General features: G+C 60.1%; 15 protein-coding genes. 8 read left to right on the forward strand and 7 right to left on the reverse strand.

What is annotated here, in order from left to right; all coding sequences use genetic code 11:
* From GHO03_RS10460 to GHO03_RS10470, 3 genes are read right to left on the reverse strand one after another with little or no spacing between them, the layout of a single operon-like run.
* Nucleotides 1-591 carry an LON peptidase substrate-binding domain-containing protein gene (locus tag GHO03_RS10460; protein WP_095019053.1) on the reverse strand — a complete coding sequence of 197 codons (591 nt, stop codon included), beginning with the start codon at nucleotides 589-591 and terminating at the stop codon, nucleotides 1-3.
* A gap of 10 nt (nucleotides 592-601) precedes the next feature.
* Nucleotides 602-1318, reverse strand: coding sequence for an LrgB family protein (locus GHO03_RS10465; protein WP_094999443.1), 717 nt, complete (start codon nucleotides 1316-1318; stop codon nucleotides 602-604).
* A complete protein-coding gene (locus GHO03_RS10470; RefSeq protein ID WP_153399779.1) occupies nucleotides 1315-1677 on the reverse strand; it encodes a CidA/LrgA family protein in 363 nt (120 codons plus the stop codon). The genes GHO03_RS10465 and GHO03_RS10470 overlap by 4 nt, the downstream gene beginning before the upstream one ends.
* Nucleotides 1678-1843: 166 nt before the next feature.
* Between GHO03_RS10470 and GHO03_RS10475 the strand changes: the two genes are divergently transcribed.
* Entirely contained in the window at nucleotides 1844-3526 is a 1683-nt protein-coding gene (locus GHO03_RS10475; protein WP_094999445.1) for a C13 family peptidase, read from the forward strand.
* Between the two features lie 49 nt (nucleotides 3527-3575).
* On the forward strand, nucleotides 3576-4217 hold the full coding sequence (locus GHO03_RS10480; protein ID WP_094999446.1) for an oxidoreductase: 642 nt from the start codon (nucleotides 3576-3578) through the stop codon (nucleotides 4215-4217).
* A gap of 16 nt (nucleotides 4218-4233) precedes the next feature.
* On the opposite strand, the gene GHO03_RS10485 is transcribed toward GHO03_RS10480, so the two are convergent.
* From GHO03_RS10485 to GHO03_RS10500, 4 genes are all read right to left on the reverse strand, one after another.
* Nucleotides 4234-4521, reverse strand: a complete 288-nt coding sequence (locus tag GHO03_RS10485; protein ID WP_094999447.1) for a YceK/YidQ family lipoprotein — start codon at nucleotides 4519-4521, stop codon at nucleotides 4234-4236.
* Entirely contained in the window at nucleotides 4514-5143 is a 630-nt protein-coding gene (gene ubiX / locus GHO03_RS10490) for a flavin prenyltransferase UbiX (RefSeq protein ID WP_094999448.1), read from the reverse strand. Before ubiX ends, GHO03_RS10485 begins: the two co-directional genes overlap by 8 nt.
* Nucleotides 5140-6489: a UDP-N-acetylmuramate:L-alanyl-gamma-D-glutamyl-meso-diaminopimelate ligase gene (gene mpl / locus GHO03_RS10495; protein WP_094999449.1), complete on the reverse strand. Its 1350-nt coding sequence runs from the start codon at nucleotides 6487-6489 to the stop codon at nucleotides 5140-5142. Before mpl ends, ubiX begins: the two co-directional genes overlap by 4 nt.
* Nucleotides 6490-6678: 189 nt before the next feature.
* The gene (locus GHO03_RS10500; protein ID WP_153399781.1) at nucleotides 6679-8559 is read right to left on the reverse strand and encodes a sigma-54-dependent Fis family transcriptional regulator; all 1881 of its coding nucleotides are present in this window, start codon (nucleotides 8557-8559) and stop codon (nucleotides 6679-6681) included.
* 346 nt (nucleotides 8560-8905) lie between these two features.
* On the opposite strand from GHO03_RS10500, the gene GHO03_RS10505 reads away from it, so the two are divergent.
* From GHO03_RS10505 to GHO03_RS10530, 6 genes are all read left to right on the forward strand, one after another.
* Nucleotides 8906-10426 carry an aldehyde dehydrogenase family protein gene (locus GHO03_RS10505; RefSeq protein ID WP_133143819.1) on the forward strand — a complete coding sequence of 507 codons (1521 nt, stop codon included), beginning with the start codon at nucleotides 8906-8908 and terminating at the stop codon, nucleotides 10424-10426.
* 193 nt (nucleotides 10427-10619) lie between these two features.
* Nucleotides 10620-12065 carry an ethanolamine permease gene (gene eat, locus GHO03_RS10510; protein WP_094999452.1) on the forward strand — a complete coding sequence of 482 codons (1446 nt, stop codon included), beginning with the start codon at nucleotides 10620-10622 and terminating at the stop codon, nucleotides 12063-12065.
* A 52-nt stretch (nucleotides 12066-12117) separates the two neighbouring features.
* Nucleotides 12118-13518 (forward strand): ethanolamine ammonia-lyase subunit EutB, encoded by a 1401-nt coding sequence (locus tag GHO03_RS10515; RefSeq protein ID WP_133143820.1) that lies wholly within the window; start codon nucleotides 12118-12120, stop codon nucleotides 13516-13518.
* Nucleotides 13519-13520: 2 nt separating this feature from the next.
* On the forward strand, nucleotides 13521-14318 hold the full coding sequence (eutC, locus tag GHO03_RS10520; RefSeq protein ID WP_095023464.1) for an ethanolamine ammonia-lyase subunit EutC: 798 nt from the start codon (nucleotides 13521-13523) through the stop codon (nucleotides 14316-14318).
* Nucleotides 14319-14530: 212 nt separating this feature from the next.
* Nucleotides 14531-15184: a DedA family protein gene (locus GHO03_RS10525; protein ID WP_094999455.1), complete on the forward strand. Its 654-nt coding sequence runs from the start codon at nucleotides 14531-14533 to the stop codon at nucleotides 15182-15184.
* Nucleotides 15185-15199: 15 nt separating this feature from the next.
* On the forward strand, nucleotides 15200-16012 hold the full coding sequence (locus tag GHO03_RS10530; protein ID WP_095020961.1) for a zinc-dependent peptidase: 813 nt from the start codon (nucleotides 15200-15202) through the stop codon (nucleotides 16010-16012).
* Nucleotides 16013-16023: the final 11 nt, after the last annotated feature.

Consider the following 16023-nt stretch of genomic DNA (forward strand, 5'->3'; position numbering starts at 1 on the left):
TCAGTTGAGGGCTTCGCCCTGGATCTCATCGAGCAGCACTTGTATCCCGTCCAGACGCTGCTGCGGGTCATTGACCTGCAGCAGTTCGATCTTGTCTGCCTCGGCAAAGGGCAACAGGTACGCCAGTTGATTGGACAGCGACTGTTGCCCCGCCACCTCGGTGTTCATGTTCAGGGCCGCCACCATCGGGTGCTCGGCCAGCGCCTTGAGCAAGGCCAGCAGGTCCTGGTCTTCTTCCTGCAGGGGCTGCTCGGGGGCGTCATCCAGCCACTCGATTTGCGCCAGCAGTAGCTGATCGCGCTGCAACTCAGTGCCCAGCACTTCAAAGCGCCGCCCGCCCTCGACGCGAATGCCCAGCAGGCCGTTGTCCTGCTGCTGAAAATCGCGAATCAGGGCTTCACAGCCAATCCCGGCGATACCCTGGGGTGCATTGCCGACCTCACGGCCATCCAGGATGCACACCACACCAAAGCCTGTGCCCTGCTTCATGCAGCGGGCAACCATGTCCAGGTAGCGCGCCTCAAATATCTGCAAATCCAGCACACAACCTGGAAACAGCACGGTATTCAAAGGAAACAGCGGCAATGTCATAGCTTCACCCTTACACCATGAGGGTCACGGCCAACGGCAGGAACACCGCCGTACCCAGACCCATCAGACTCATCGCCAGCGCCGCGAAGGCGCCACACTCTTCACTTTCCTGCAGGGCCACCGAAGTGCCAACCGCGTGCGCCGTCATGCCCAGGGCCATACCTCGGGCCTCCGGGCTGTGAACCCCGAGCAGGCGCAACAGGCCCGGCCCGCAAATTGCGCCGATCACCCCGGTAATCAGCACAAACACTGCTGCCAGCGCCGCCACACCACCAATCTGCTCGGCCACCAGCATGGCAATCGGTGAGGTCACCGACTTGGGCGCCAGGGTCATCAGCATCATGTGCTCGGCCCCGAACCACCAGGCCAGGCCCACCACCAACGCAGTGGCGAACACGCCGCCAATTACCAGCGTAGTAAAAATGGGCCAGAACAACTGCCGGATCCGCCGCAGGTTCAGGTACAGCGGCACCGCCAGCGCCACCGTTGCGGGGCCCAGCAAAATACTCAGGATATCGGTGCTCTTGCGGTACTCCGCGTAGCTCAGGCCGCAACTGAGCAGCACACCGATCACCAGCAGCATCGAGGCCAGCACCGGCTGCAGGAAGAGCCAGCGGGTTTTCTCGTAAGCGGCGAGCACCAGTTGATAGGCGCCCAGGGTGATACCGATACCAAACAACGGATGATGGATGACTGACTCCCAGGCGCCCTGCCATTGCAGATTCATGGCCGCTCCTCGGGATGGCTGTGATTCTTGAGCAGACGCTGCATCAGTACGCCGACGAATGCCATCGAGATCAATAGCGACAGCACCAGCGCCCCGACAATCGCCCAGAAGTCAGCGGCAATATCGGCGGCGTACACCATCACGCCCACCGCGGGCGGCACCAACAGCAAGGGTAAATAACGCAACAACCCGCCGGCAGCCTGACTCAATGGCTCGCTGACTTGACCGCGCACCATCAAGAAGCCCAACAACAGCAGCAATCCGATAATGGGCCCGGGCAATACGGGGACGAACAAGTGATTGAGGACGGTACCGAGCAATTGAAACAGCACCAGCCAAGTCAAGCCGCGTAGCAACATTTCACCTCTCCAGCGAATATTTTTGTGCCGCATTATAAGCACGTCCTACCGACCAACGGCCCAGGCTTGCACCTTGGCATACAATAACTGCCGATGTTTCATCCGGGCCTATAGACAGCTTCCATTGCTGCGGCATACTCGGTGGCTTAATTATCCGGATCCCGTTATGCGCCCATTTGCCCCCCTTGCTTTGACCCTGCTGCTGACGGCCTGTGGAGACGGTGAATCACTGTTACCGCCCGACGCACGCCTGCCCGATGGCGGGCGCTATCGAGGCGAAGTGGTCAACGGGTTGCTGCAGGGCCAGGGCCGTATCGACTATCCGAATGGCAATTGGTACGCAGGGGAGTTCAAAAATGGCCAGTGGCACGGCCAGGGCGAGTGGCACGCCAGCAATGGCGATAGCTATCGCGGCGGTTTCGCGCAAGGCCTGTACAGCGGCCATGGCCGCCTGACCACCCACGACAGCACCTACGAGGGCGGGTTCAAGCTGGGCAACCGCGAGGGCGAGGGCACGCTCAAGCAAGGCACCCTGAGCTATCGCGGCGACTTCAAGGATGACCAGTTCTCAGGCGATGGCCATCTGGAGCTGGAAGACGGCAGCCAGTACCAGGGCCAGTTTGCCCACGGCAAACCCCACGGCACCGGCAGGCGCAGCGATGCCAGCGGCAATGAGTTCGTCGGCGAGTTCGTCAATGGCGAACTTGAAGGCAACGGCATCTTCAACAGCGCCGACGGCGACCAGTACGAGGGCGCGTTCAAGCACAACCAGCTCAACGGCAAGGGCCGCTATGAGAATGCCGACGGCGATGTGTGGAGCGGCGACTTCAAGGACGGCGCATTAACCGGCAAGGGCGAACTGACAGGCATCGACGGCAGCCACTACAGCGGCATGTTCAACGAGTGGCGCTTCAACGGTCCCGGCCATTTGAGCCTGCCCGACGGCAGCACCTATGTTGGCGAGTTCGCCGCAGACACCTATCAGGGCCAGGGCACCCTGACCCTGAGCGACGGTACCGTACAAAGCGGCTACTGGCTCAACGGCCAGCGAGTGCGCGATGCCAAAGGGACAGTCTTGCCCGACCCGCTGGAGCTGGGGCTGCTCAACCAGGGCACATTGCTCAACAAGGCGCTGGACGGCGTTGCCCCATCCACCCCGGCAATCGAGCTGTACAGCCTGGTGCTGGCGGGCGACGGCAAGCAGAGCGTGTTCAAGCGCGAAGCCGATTATGTCAGCGACATGCTGGCCAGCCGTTTTGGCAGCCGTGGCCGGATCACCCTGGTGAACCACCGCGACCATCTGCTCGATCGCCCCATGGCCACCCGCGAAAACCTGTACCGCGCGGCAAAAACCCTGGCCGGGCGCACCGGCCCTGAAGACCTGATTTTCATTTATCTGACCAGCCACGGCACCCAGGAACACGAGCTGGTACTCGATCAACCGCGCATGGAGCTGGCAGACCTGCCCGCCGACGAACTGGCTGCAGCCTTGGCCCCACTGAAAAACCGCGACAAGATCATCGTGATTTCATCCTGCTATTCAGGCGGTTTTATCCCCGCGCTCAAGGATGAAAAAACCCTGATCATGACCGCATCCCAGGCTGACCGCGTGTCTTTTGGCTGCTCTGAAGAAGCCGACTTTACCTACTTCGGCAATGCCTTGTTTGCTCAGGCGCTGAACCAGACCGACGACCTGCAAAAAGCCTTCAAACTGGCCAGGCAGTACGTGGCCGAACGCGAACAAGCGGATGGCTACGAGCCATCCGAACCGCAAATCTGGGCGCCAAAAGGCGTTCTGAACCACTGGCAACGCTTGCGTCAACAACAAGCGAAACAGGCTTTGCAGTAAGCAAATAACCCTGGAATGGCTAAGCTGGTTGTATCAAGGGAGAAACATTATGCACTTGACGCCTTCACATATTTTGCTCGCAGGCGCTACCGGCCTTACCGGCGAACTGCTACTTGACCGCCTGCTCAACGAGCCCACCATCACCCGCGTGCTCGCCCCTTCACGCAAGCCTCTGGCGGCGCATCCGCACCTGGAAAACCCGGTAGGTGACCCCGCCGTGTTCCTGCCTCAACTCAGTGGCCGGGTCGATGTCGCCTTCTGCTGCCTGGGCACCACGATCAAGCAGGCAGGTTCCGAGGCAGCCTTCCGCGCGGTGGATCACGACATGGTGGTGGCTTTCGCCAAACGCGCGCGGGAGATGGGCGCACGCCATCTGGTGGTGGTCAGTGCCATCGGCGCCGACCCCAAGTCCTCGGTGTTCTATAACCGGGTCAAGGGTGAAATGGAGCAGTCGCTGCGCGCGCAAAACTGGCCGCAACTGACCATTGCCCGTCCTTCCTTGCTACTGGGCGATCGCGTCGAGCCACGTCTGGCCGAACAGATCGCCGGGCCACTGTCCAAACTGATTCCGGGCAAGTACCACGGTATCGAAGCCTGCCAGCTGGCCCGTGCGCTGTGGCGCCTGGCACTGGAAGAACAGGACGGCGTGCGGGTGATCGAATCCGATGAGTTGCGCAAGCTGGGTAAATAGTCACCCGCCCTGCTGGTTACAAACCACCGCTGGCCTGAAACCCGACACCCAGCACCGTCAGCACGGACAACGGCAACAGCACGGTATCGAGCAACGCGCTGGCGGGCAGGTCCAGGCCCGGATAGCGCGGAGCCTCGGCGCCAAAGCGATCCTTGGCACAGCACCCGCCCTCAAGGGCATACACGTCCAGCCGCGTACCCGAGTACACAACGGGAGCGCCCGGTTTGGCCGCATCCAGCGTTCGCACGCTGGCGCAACCACAAACCAGAGCCGCCACCAGCAGGGCCAATAGCGCCTTACTCATCGCCGCCCACATGGTACTCGCCCCAGCGCGGGAGCATGTCCTGGGGGATATTGAGCAGGTTGAGAATGCGCGCCACCACAAAATCCACCAGGTCATCGATAGTCTGCGGTTGATGATAAAAGCCGGGCGATGCAGGCACTATTACCGCGCCCATATTGGACAGCTTGAGCATGTTCTCCAGATGGATACTGGAATACGGCGCCTCACGCGGCACCAGAATCAGCTGGCGACGCTCCTTGAGCGTCACGTCTGCGGCGCGCTCGATCAGGTTGTTGCAAGCGCCGGTGGCAATCCCCGACAGGGTGCCGGTGGAACACGGCACCACCACCATCGCAGCGGGTGCTCCCGACCCCGAAGCCACGGGCGACATCCAGTCCTCCTTGCCGTATACGCGAATCTGCCCTGCGGCAGCGCCCGTGTATTCAGTCAGAAAAGCCTGCATTGCTTGTGGCTTTGGCGGCAGGCTGACATCCGTTTCGGTTGCCATGACCAATTGTGCGGCCTTGGAGATCAGAAAATGGACTTCGCGGTCTTCGCGCACCAGGCAATCGAGCAGGCGCAAGGCGTACGGCATGCCGGAAGCACCGGTAACCGCCAGGGTTATGCGTTCCGGGCCACTCATTGCAGCGCTTCCGCCAGCTTGCCATGCAGCCCGCCGAAGCCGCCATTGCTCATGATCACCACATGGGTACCGGGCTTAACCTGGGCCTTGACCTCGGCAATGATGGCGTCCAGCGAATCGCACACCTTGGTCGGCACCGGGCTCGATGCCACCGTCGCGGCCAGATCCCAACCCAGATTGGCCGGGGCATACCAGACCACATGATCCGCCTGCACCACGCTTTGCGGCAGGCCATCACGGTGGGCTCCGAGCTTCATGGAGTTGGAGCGCGGCTCAATCACCGCGATCAAGGGCGCGTCACCAATGTGCTTGCGCAGGCCATCGAGGGTGGTCGCGATCGCAGTTGGATGGTGGGCAAAGTCGTCGTAGAGGGTAATGCCGTGGACTTCGGCGACTTTCTCCATACGTCGTTTCACGCTTTTGAAAGCGCTCAACCCATCAATCGCCATGCTCGGCACCACGCCGACATGGCGCGCTGCGGCCAGGGTCGCCAGGGCGTTGGCCACGTTATGCTGGCCGGTCATATTCCAATCGACGGTACCTTGCAGCGCGCCGTCAAACAGCACCTCAAAGCGAGAGCCGTCATCACTGAGCAGCCTGGCTTGCCATTGACCATCGACGCCCGTGGTTTGTACCGGCGTCCAGCAGCCCATTTCGATTACACGCTGCAATGCAGGCTCGGTGGTCGGGTGGATAACCAGCCCTTCACTCGGGATAGTGCGCACCAAATGGTGGAATTGCCGCTCAATAGCCGGCAAGTCCGGGAAGATGTCAGCGTGATCGAACTCGAGATTGTTGAGGATTGCCGTGCGCGGACGGTAGTGGACAAACTTCGAGCGCTTGTCGAAAAAGGCGCTGTCATATTCATCGGCTTCTACCACAAAGAACGGCGTATCACCCAGACGGGCCGACACGGCAAAGTTCTGCGGCACACCGCCAATCAGGAAACCCGGGGCCATGCCCGCGTACTCCAGCACCCAGGCCAGCATGCTGCTGGTCGTGGTTTTACCGTGGGTACCTGCCACGGCAAGTACCCAGCGGCCTTGCAGCACATGGTCAGCCAGCCATTGCGGGCCGGACACGTAAGGCAGGCCCTTGTTGAGCACGTACTCAACTGCGGGGTTGCCACGGGACAGCGCATTGCCGATCACTACTACATCTGGCGCCGGATCGAGCTGAACCGGGTCATAGCCCTGGGTTAGTTCAATACCTTGAGCCTGCAGCTGGGTGCTCATCGGCGGATAGACGTTGGCGTCTGAGCCAGTAACGTGATGGCCCAGTTCTTTGGCCAGAACCGCCAGCGACCCCATGAAAGTGCCGCAAATACCCAAAATATGAATGTGCATAGTTGACCTCGTAAACCATCGGCGAAGGGTAGCGTAGCAAGGTTCTTTTCGCACCTGATGATTCTGAAACCCTCACCCTAGCCCTCTCCCTGAGGGAGAGGCGACTAAAAGCAAAAGCGGATTTGCGCAACGCCTCAGGTCAGCCCCCTCACCCTCCGGGAGACGGTTGGGGTGAGGGGCTTTTAAGCATTACCGCTCAATCCCATGCTTGCGCAGCTTTCTATACAGGGTGTTGCGGCTCACCCCCAGTTGCAGCGCGGTATGGGTCATATGCCAGCGGTGCAGTTCGAGCGCCAGCAACAAGGCCTGCTTTTCGGCATCCTCAAGCGGGTATTCACATGCTTCAGGGGCTTTGGGCGGAGCCAGGCGAATAGTGGCCGGCAGATCTTCGTACTGGATCACGTCGTTTTCGCAGAGTGCAGCCAGGGTTCGCAGCACATTGCGCAGCTGACGCACGTTGCCTGGCCAGGCAAAATCCAGCAACGCCTCACGTGCCGCCGGGCTGATAAACAGGCGCTGCCCTCCCGCCTCTTCGGCCAGCAAGAAGTCCAGCAACTGCGATTTGTCCGTGCGCTCGCGCAACGCTGGCAAACCGATTTCCAGTCCATTAAGGCGGTAATACAGGTCTTCACGAAAACTGCCGTCCGCCACGCGCTCCTGCAAGTTACGGTGGGTGGCGCTGATAATGCGCACGTTGACCGCCATCGGCTCGCCACCAATGGGCACCACCACACGGTCCTCCAGCACTCTTAACAACCGGGTTTGCAACGCCAGCGGCATATCGCCAATTTCATCCAGAAACAGGGTGCCGCCATCGGCCTGCTGCAACTTGCCCTGCATGCCTTCCTTGCGTGCCCCGGTAAAACTGCCACCGCGATAGCCGAACAGTTCGCTCTCGATCAGGCTTTCGGGGATCGACGCGCAGTTGAGCGCCACAAACGGCTTACTGCTGCGCAAGCTGGCTTGATGCACAGCCTTGGCAAAGGCTTCTTTGCCGGAGCCGGTTTCACCATTGACCAGCAGCGGCACATCGCGCTCAAACACCCGTAATGCCCGGCGAAAATCTGTCTGCAGGGCCTCATCACCCAGGCAGATGCTGCTCGGGCGCGGTGGCTCGGCTTGCACCATGACCGGGGCAGGCCCGTTCCGTGGCTGGCCGCGCAGTGCCGCAAATAATCGACGCCCGTCGCGGGTATGCAGCGGCCAACTGGCATTCGCCTGGAGGGTGGCCCGACTGAAAAGCTCATCCCGCGGGCAATCGAAAACACTGTCGACCGATTGCCCGAGCAAACTGCCACGCACATGCCCTAGCAGGTTCAGGGCACTCTGGTTAACCGCGCCTATAACTCCGTCGCCATCAAACGCCAGCATGCCTTCGCTGAACAATCCGACAGACTCGGCGTGCAGATGAAAACGCAGCAGCCACTGATTCTGAAAGTGCCCGAGGAAGTAGCTGTTTTCGATGATTTTCGCTGACAGATTAACCAGCGCCATCGTATGAAACTGGCTCTGACGGGAAGCCTCATGGCGGGCCGAAGACACGTCGAGCACCGCCAGCAACTCACCCTGCGGATCGAACACCGGGCTGGCCGAGCAGGTCAGCCCGGTGTGCCGGCCACGAAAGTGTTCATCCTGATGGATGGTCAGTGCCTGACGCTCGACCAGGCAGGTACCGATGCCGTTGGTACCCTCCCTGGCTTCGCTCCAGTCGGCCCCCAGCCACAGCCCCGCCTGCTCGAACACCTTGCGTTCGGAGGGGGCAGTGACACAGTTGAGGATCACGCCACGGGCATCAGTCAATAGCACCGCGTGCCCGGCACCGGAGAGTTGCTGATGCAGGCTGTTCATTTCGTGACCGGCGATTTTCAGCACCTGCTGCAAACGCTCGCGGCATTCAAGGATACGGCCTTGCTCAAGTACGGTCGGGGCGATGGTTTGCGCAGGATCGAGGTGATAGTCCTCCAGGCAACGCTGCCAGGAACGGACGATGGACGGGTCACACCCTTGCGGGCGACCGCGGGTGACATCAATGACTTGCCGTGCGTGACGGCGCAAATCGGTGCTGTGCATTTCTTATTGTTCTCCGCTCTGTCTCGGTGGTCCCGTGCTCAACAGAGGCAACTCGCCCTCAGCGGCAACAAAGATCCAGTCCAAACCGAACGCCCAGCATCCTCTTGCTCACCGGCCTTTGCAATCGCGAACTGACCGGCCGGTCATCGGTTGTGCCAGGACTGGTACAAATTGTCACCACAGCTGTATCAGGTGTGCCACAAGCCCCTCTCCCCAACGACCGGGTAAAACCCGCAAAGCCTTGGAAGACAAGGCCTGCACAAAGATGGCCCAGCCCTTGCTCATACTTTTGCCAGCGCCACAGCGCGTCCTCCCATAAGCACAATAAAGCCAGGAGACACTCACCATGCGTTACGCACAACCCGGTACTGAAGGCTCGATTGTTTCGTTCAAGAGCCGTTACGGTAACTACATCGGCGGCGAATTCGTGGCACCGGTCAAAGGCCAGTACTTCACCAACACCTCGCCGGTCAACGGCAAAGCCATTGCCGAATTCCCGCGTTCTACTGCCGAAGACATCGAAAAAGCCCTCGACGCTGCCCACGACGCTGCTGATGCCTGGGGCGCGACCTCAGTGCAGGCACGTTCGCTGGTGTTGCTGAAGATTGCTGACCGCATTGAGCAAAACCTCGAACTGCTGGCCATTACCGAAACCTGGGACAACGGCAAAGCCGTACGCGAAACCCTGAACGCCGACGTGCCGCTGGCCGCGGATCATTTCCGTTACTACGCCGGCTGCATCCGCGCTCAAGAAGGCAGCGCCGCCGAAATTGACGGCAATACCGTGGCGTATCACATCCACGAACCGCTGGGCGTGGTCGGGCAGATCATTCCGTGGAACTTCCCGCTGCTGATGGCCGCCTGGAAACTTGCCCCTGCACTGGCGGCGGGCAACTGCATCGTGCTCAAACCGGCTGAACAAACGCCGCTGAGCATCACCGTTTTTATGGAACTGATCGGCGACCTGCTGCCACCGGGCGTCCTCAACGTCGTGCAGGGGTTCGGTAAAGAAGCAGGCGAAGCGCTGGCTACCAGCAAACGCATTGCCAAGATCGCCTTTACTGGCTCCACACCTGTAGGCGCTCACATCATGAAATGTGCCGCCGAGAACATCATCCCGTCGACCGTGGAACTGGGTGGCAAGTCGCCAAACATCTTCTTCGAAGACATCATGCAGGCCGAGCCGGCCTTTATTGAAAAAGCCGCTGAAGGTCTGGTGCTGGCATTCTTCAACCAGGGCGAAGTGTGCACCTGCCCGTCGCGGGCGCTGGTGCAGGAGTCGATCTACGACGACTTTATGAAAGTGGTGATGCGCAAGGTCGAGGCAATCAAGCGTGGAGACCCGCTGGACACCGACACCATGGTCGGCGCCCAGGCCTCCGAACAGCAATTCGACAAGATCCTGTCCTACCTTGAAATTGCCAGGAACGAAGGCGCTGAACTGCTGACCGGCGGTGCCGTAGCCAAGCTCGAAGGCGATCTGGCAACCGGCTATTACATCCAGCCGACCCTGCTCAAGGGCACCAACAAAATGCGCGTCTTCCAGGAAGAAATCTTTGGCCCGGTGGTCAGCATCACCACCTTCAAGGACGAAGCCGAAGCGCTGGCGATTGCCAACGACACCGAGTTTGGCCTCGGCGCCGGCCTGTGGACCCGCGACATCAACCGCGCCTATCGCATGGGCCGTGCCATCAAGGCAGGTCGCGTGTGGACCAACTGTTACCACCTCTACCCGGCACACGCCGCGTTCGGCGGGTACAAAAAATCCGGCGTCGGCCGTGAAACCCACAAAATGATGCTCGACCACTACCAACAGACCAAAAACCTGCTGGTGAGCTACGACATCAACCCGCTGGGTTTCTTCTAACCCAGAACCCTGTAGGAGCGGGCTTGTTCGCGAAAGGATCGCTGCGCTGTACTGAACGACCGCAGCGCCTGCATCGCGAGCAAGCCCGCTCCCACAAACTGGCATCAATAGCTCTACACCGGGCCTTCTGGCCTAGCTCTTGCTTATCTCCCTGTCATATTTTCTCAAACTATAAAAGAACAGGTGAATTCCCATGCCTAGCGAACCTACTGCCGCTGCGGCGGCGTCCTCTGTCGATTTCGAAAAAGTCGGCTCCGATTATTTCCAACAACGTGAACTGAAAAAAGGCGCTGCCGGCTGGGTCCTGCTGGTGGGCCTGGGCGTGGCCTATGTGATTTCCGGCGACTACGCCGGCTGGAACTTCGGCCTGGCCCAGGGCGGCTGGGGCGGAATGTTTATCGCCACATTGCTGATGGCCACCATGTACTTGTGCATGTGTTTTTCACTGGCCGAACTGTCCTCGATGATCCCCACTGCCGGTGGCGGCTACGGCTTTGCCCGCAGTGCTTTCGGGCCGTGGGGCGGGTTCCTCACCGGTACGGCGATCCTGATTGAATATGCCATCGCCCCTGCCGCGATTGCCTGTTTTATCGGCGCCTATTGCGAGTCGCTGTTCGGTATTGGCGGCTGGATGATCTACCTGGCGTTCTACATCATCTTTATCGGCATCCATATTTTCGGGGTCGGGGAAGCGCTCAAGCTGATGTTCATCATCACCGCCGTGGCGGCCATTGCCCTGGGGGTGTTTCTGGTCGCGATGGTGCCGCACTTCAGCGTCGCCAACCTGCTGGATATCCCGGTCACCGAGGCCAAGGGCGCCAGCGCATTTCTGCCCTTCGGTTATGTCGGTGTCTGGGCAGCCATCCCTTATGCGATCTGGTTTTTCCTCGCTGTCGAAGGCGTGCCGCTGGCTGCTGAAGAAACCAAGAACCCCAAGCGTGACCTGCCTCGCGGCCTGATTGGCGCCATGCTGGTTCTGGCCACCTTTGCCCTGCTGATTCTGGTGATCGGCCCGGGCGGCGCCGGCGCGCACCACTTGATGGCATCGGGCAATCCGCTGGTCGAAGCCCTGAGCAAGGCGTATGGCGGCTCGACTTGGATGGGCGGCTTTGTGAACCTGGTGGGCCTGGCCGGTTTGATTGCCAGCTTCTTCTCGATCATTTACGCCTATTCACGTCAGATCTTCGCCTTGTCCCGCGCCGGCTATTTGCCGCGCAAACTGTCCGAAACCAACAAGAGCAAGGCGCCGGTGCTGGCCTTGATCATTCCCGGAATTATCGGTTTTGGTCTGTCACTGACCGGCCAGGGCGACTTGCTGATTCTGGTGGCGGTATTTGGCGCGACCATTTCCTATGTGCTGATGATGGCCGCGCATATCACCCTGCGTATTCGCCGCCCTAAAATGGAGCGCCCGTATCGCACGCCGGGCGGGATTTTCACTTCGGGCACTGCTTTGGTGCTTGCCTGTGTCGCGGTGGTGGCCGGCTTCCTGGTTGACCCGCGGGTGGTGATTGGCGCTGCGGTGATCTATGGAGTATTAATTGCCTACTTCGCTTTTTACAGTCGGCACCATTTGGTGGCCGGTACGCCGGAAGAGGAATTCGCGGCTATTCAACAGGCCGAAAAAGCCTTGCACTGACCGCTGAGAATCCCGCCAGACGCCTTGCGTCTGGCGTCATGGAGCACCCTGTATGGCAACGTTCTCACATGCGGTTGGCACTCAGACCTACCGTTTCGATAGCCTTAAAGATTTAATGGCCAAGGCTGGCCCGGCCCGTTCCGGGGATTATCTGGCCGGCGTGGCTGCGCAAAACGACGGCGAACGGGTGGCCGCGCAAATGGCGCTGGCTGACATCCCGCTCGCCTATTTTCTGCAAGAAGTTCTGATCCCCTACGAGACCGATGAGGTCACCCGGCTGATTATCGACAGCCATGATCTTCAAGCCTTCGCTCCGGTCAGCCACCTGACCGTCGGTGGCTTTCGCGACTGGCTGCTCAGCGACGCAGCCAGCGAGGACAGCCTGCGGGCCCTAGCGCCGGGCCTGACCCCGGAAATGGCCGCCGCCGTGTCGAAGATCATGCGCGTACAGGACCTGATTCTGGTCGCGCAAAAGATCCGTGTGGTTACCCGGTTTCGCGGCACCATGGGCCTGCGCGGCCGACTTTCGACACGCCTGCAACCCAACCACCCCACCGATGACCCGGCCGGCATTGCCGCCAGCATTCTCGACGGGCTGCTCTACGGCAACGGCGATGCCATGATCGGCATCAACCCGGCCACTGACAGCATTGCCTCGATCTGCGACCTGCTGAACATGCTCGACGCCATCATCCAGCGCTATGAAATCCCCACCCAGTCCTGCGTACTGACCCACGTCACCACCTCGATCGAAGCCATCAATCGCGGCGTGCCGCTGGATCTGGTATTTCAGTCCATTGCCGGCACCGAGGCCGCCAACGCCAGTTTTGGCATCAACCTGAATGTGCTGCAGGAAGGCTATGACGCAGGCTTGAGCCTTAATCGCGGGACTCTGGGCAATAACCTGATGTATTTCGAAACAGGTCAGGGCAGCGCGCTGTCGGCCAACGCTCATTTCGGCGTGGATCAACAAACCTGTGAAACCCGCGCCTACGCCGTGGCACGGCATTTCAAGCCGTTTCTGGTCAATACCGTGGTCGGTTTTATCGGCCCCGAGTACCTGTACAACGGCAAGCAGATCATCCGCGCCGGCCTTGAGGACCACTTCTGCGGCAAGCTGCTGGGTGTGCCCATGGGCTGTGATATCTGCTACACCAACCATGCCGAAGCGGACCAGGACGACATGGACACCCTGCTGACATTGCTGGGGGTGGCCGGGATCAACTTCATCATGGGCATCCCGGGGTCGGACGACATCATGCTCAACTATCAGACCACGTCGTTCCATGACGCCCTGTATGCCCGCAAAACCCTGGGGTTAAAACCCGCCCCGGAGTTTGAACAGTGGCTCAGCAAGGTGGGCATTTTTACTCAGAACGATGGCCGCATCGAGTTCGGCCATCAGCTGCCACCTGCATTTCGCCAGGCGCTGGCTCATTTGGGAGGACGCTAGGCATGGCAGACAACCTTAACCCGTGGCTGGAGCTGCGCCGCCTGACCCCCGCACGTATTGCCCTGGGACGCACCGGCACCAGCATGCCGACCCAGGCCCAGCTCGACTTTCAATTCGCCCATGCCCAGGCCCGGGATGCGGTGCATTTGCCGTTTGATCACCCCGGCCTGAGTGCACAGTTAACCGAGCGCGGGCGCGAGAGTCTGCTGTTGCACAGTGCCGCGGCTGACCGCCACAGCTACCTGCAACGCCCGGATCTGGGACGCAAGCTCAACGACGACTCTGCGCAGCAATTGCGCGACTACGCAGCGGCCAACCCCGGCGGCATCGATGTCGCCGTGGTGGTAGCGGATGGTTTGTCGGCACTGGCCGTGCATCGCCACACCTTGCCCTTCCTGGCACGCATGGAAGAGCACACGACGACTGAAGGCTGGTCGCTGTCGCCGGTGATTCTGGTGGAGCAAGGGCGAGTTGCCGTGGCCGACGAAATTGGCGAACTGCTGGGCGCACGCATGGTGGTGATGTTGATCGGCGAACGCCCCGGGCTCAGCTCCCCCGACAGCCTGGGGCTGTACTTCACCTACGCGCCGAAAATCGGCCTGACCGATGCGTATCGCAACTGTATTTCCAATGTACGGCTTGAAGGCCTGAGCTACGGCATGGCCGCTCATCGGCTGGCGTACCTGATGCGCGAAGCCTGCCGGAGGCAATTATCGGGAGTGAATCTGAAGGATGAAGCCCAGGTGCAGACCCTGGATGTCGAAGCGCCCAGCGAAAACTTTCTGCTCAAGGGCGATTAACTCTGCGTAGCAGCTGCCGAAGGAACGAGGCTGCTGCTACGGCTTTTGACTACCAATACACGCTTCGCTACAAACTCACACTGCAGAATTCGTCTCAATCCGTATAATCCGGTTCTTCAAAAAAGTACGAAAAAACTACAATTGTTGTAGTTAACTACGCATCCCTACCCGCACAGACCTGCAGAGCCGGGTCATCAACACAGGTGCTTCACATGGATTTCAACCCGATCGACATTATCCTGCACCTCGATGTGTACCTCGACATGCTGGTAAACAATTACGGGCCATGGATCTACGCCATCCTGTTTCTGGTGATTTTTTGCGAAACCGGTCTGGTGGTCATGCCGTTTTTGCCGGGTGATTCGCTGCTCTTTATCGCGGGCGCCGTAGCTGCCGGCGGCGGCATGGACCCGGTACTGCTCGCAGGCTTGCTGATGCTGGCTGCGATCATGGGCGACAGCACCAACTACGTTATCGGACGAACGGCAGGCGAGCGCTTGTTCAGCAACCCGAATTCGAAAATCTTCCGTCGCGACTACCTGGAAAAAACCCACGACTTCTATGAGCGTCATGGCGGTAAAACCGTAACCATGGCCCGTTTCCTGCCGATTTTCCGCACCTTCGCTCCGTTTGTTGCCGGTGTGGCGCGCATGTTCTACCCGCGCTTCTTTATGTTCAGCGTATTCGGCACCATCCTGTGGGTTGGCGGCCTGGTCACTCTGGGTTATTTCTTCGGCAATGTGCCATTTATCAAGAAGAACCTGTCGCTGCTGGTGGTGGGCATCATTCTGCTGTCGCTGGTACCGATGATTATTGGCGTGATCCGCAGCCGTCTGGGCCGTACTCCAGCCAAAGCCAAAGCCTGATCGGGAGACACCACCATGTGGTCTCTAAGTGAATGGCGGCGCCAGCGAATCCTTGCGCAGCACCCGGTAACGCCTGACGTATGGCACAACGTGCGCCAGCATCTGAGCATTCTCGACGGGCTGAATGACGAGCAGGACAAATGGCTGCGCGACAGCAGCGTATTGTTTCTGCAAGCCAAGCACCTCACCCCCATGCCCGGGGTTGAGCTGACCGAAGAGGGCCGGCTGTTGCTGGCCGCTCAGGCGCAATTGCCGCTGCTCAACCTGGGTGACCTGGACTGGTACCAGGGGTTTCACGAAATCGTGCTCTACCCCGACGACTTCGTCAGCCCCCAGCGCCATCGTGATTCCAGCGGTGTAGAGCATGAATGGGAAGGCCATCACAGCGGTGAAGCCTGGCAGCATGGCCCGGTGGTTCTGGCCTGGCCGGGCGTGCTGGCCAGCGGTGGCTGGGAAGGCTACAACCTGGTCATCCACGAACTGGCGCACAAGCTGGACATGCTCAATGGTGCCGCGAATGGCATGCCGCCCTTGCACAGCAGCATGCATGTCAGTGACTGGACCCAAGCCATGCAACAGGCCTACGACCATCTCAATCACTACCTCGACCACCACAACCCCGACCACGCGCCTATCGACCCCTATGCCGCCGAAAACCCGGCGGAGTTCTTTGCGGTCACCAGCGAGTACTTTTTCAGCGCACCCGACCTGTTGAACCATGCCTACCCGCTGGTCTATCAACAACTGAGCCTGTTTTATCGTCAGGACACGCTGGCACGCCTCGAGCAGCTGCAAAGCGAACACCCCGAATACCGCGCGCAGCACTGATCGCCCAAGGG

Source organism: Pseudomonas sp. FSL R10-1339, from assembly GCF_009600545.1.
In the GTDB taxonomy this organism is placed as follows: Bacteria; Pseudomonadota; Gammaproteobacteria; order Pseudomonadales; family Pseudomonadaceae; genus Aquipseudomonas; species Aquipseudomonas bubulae.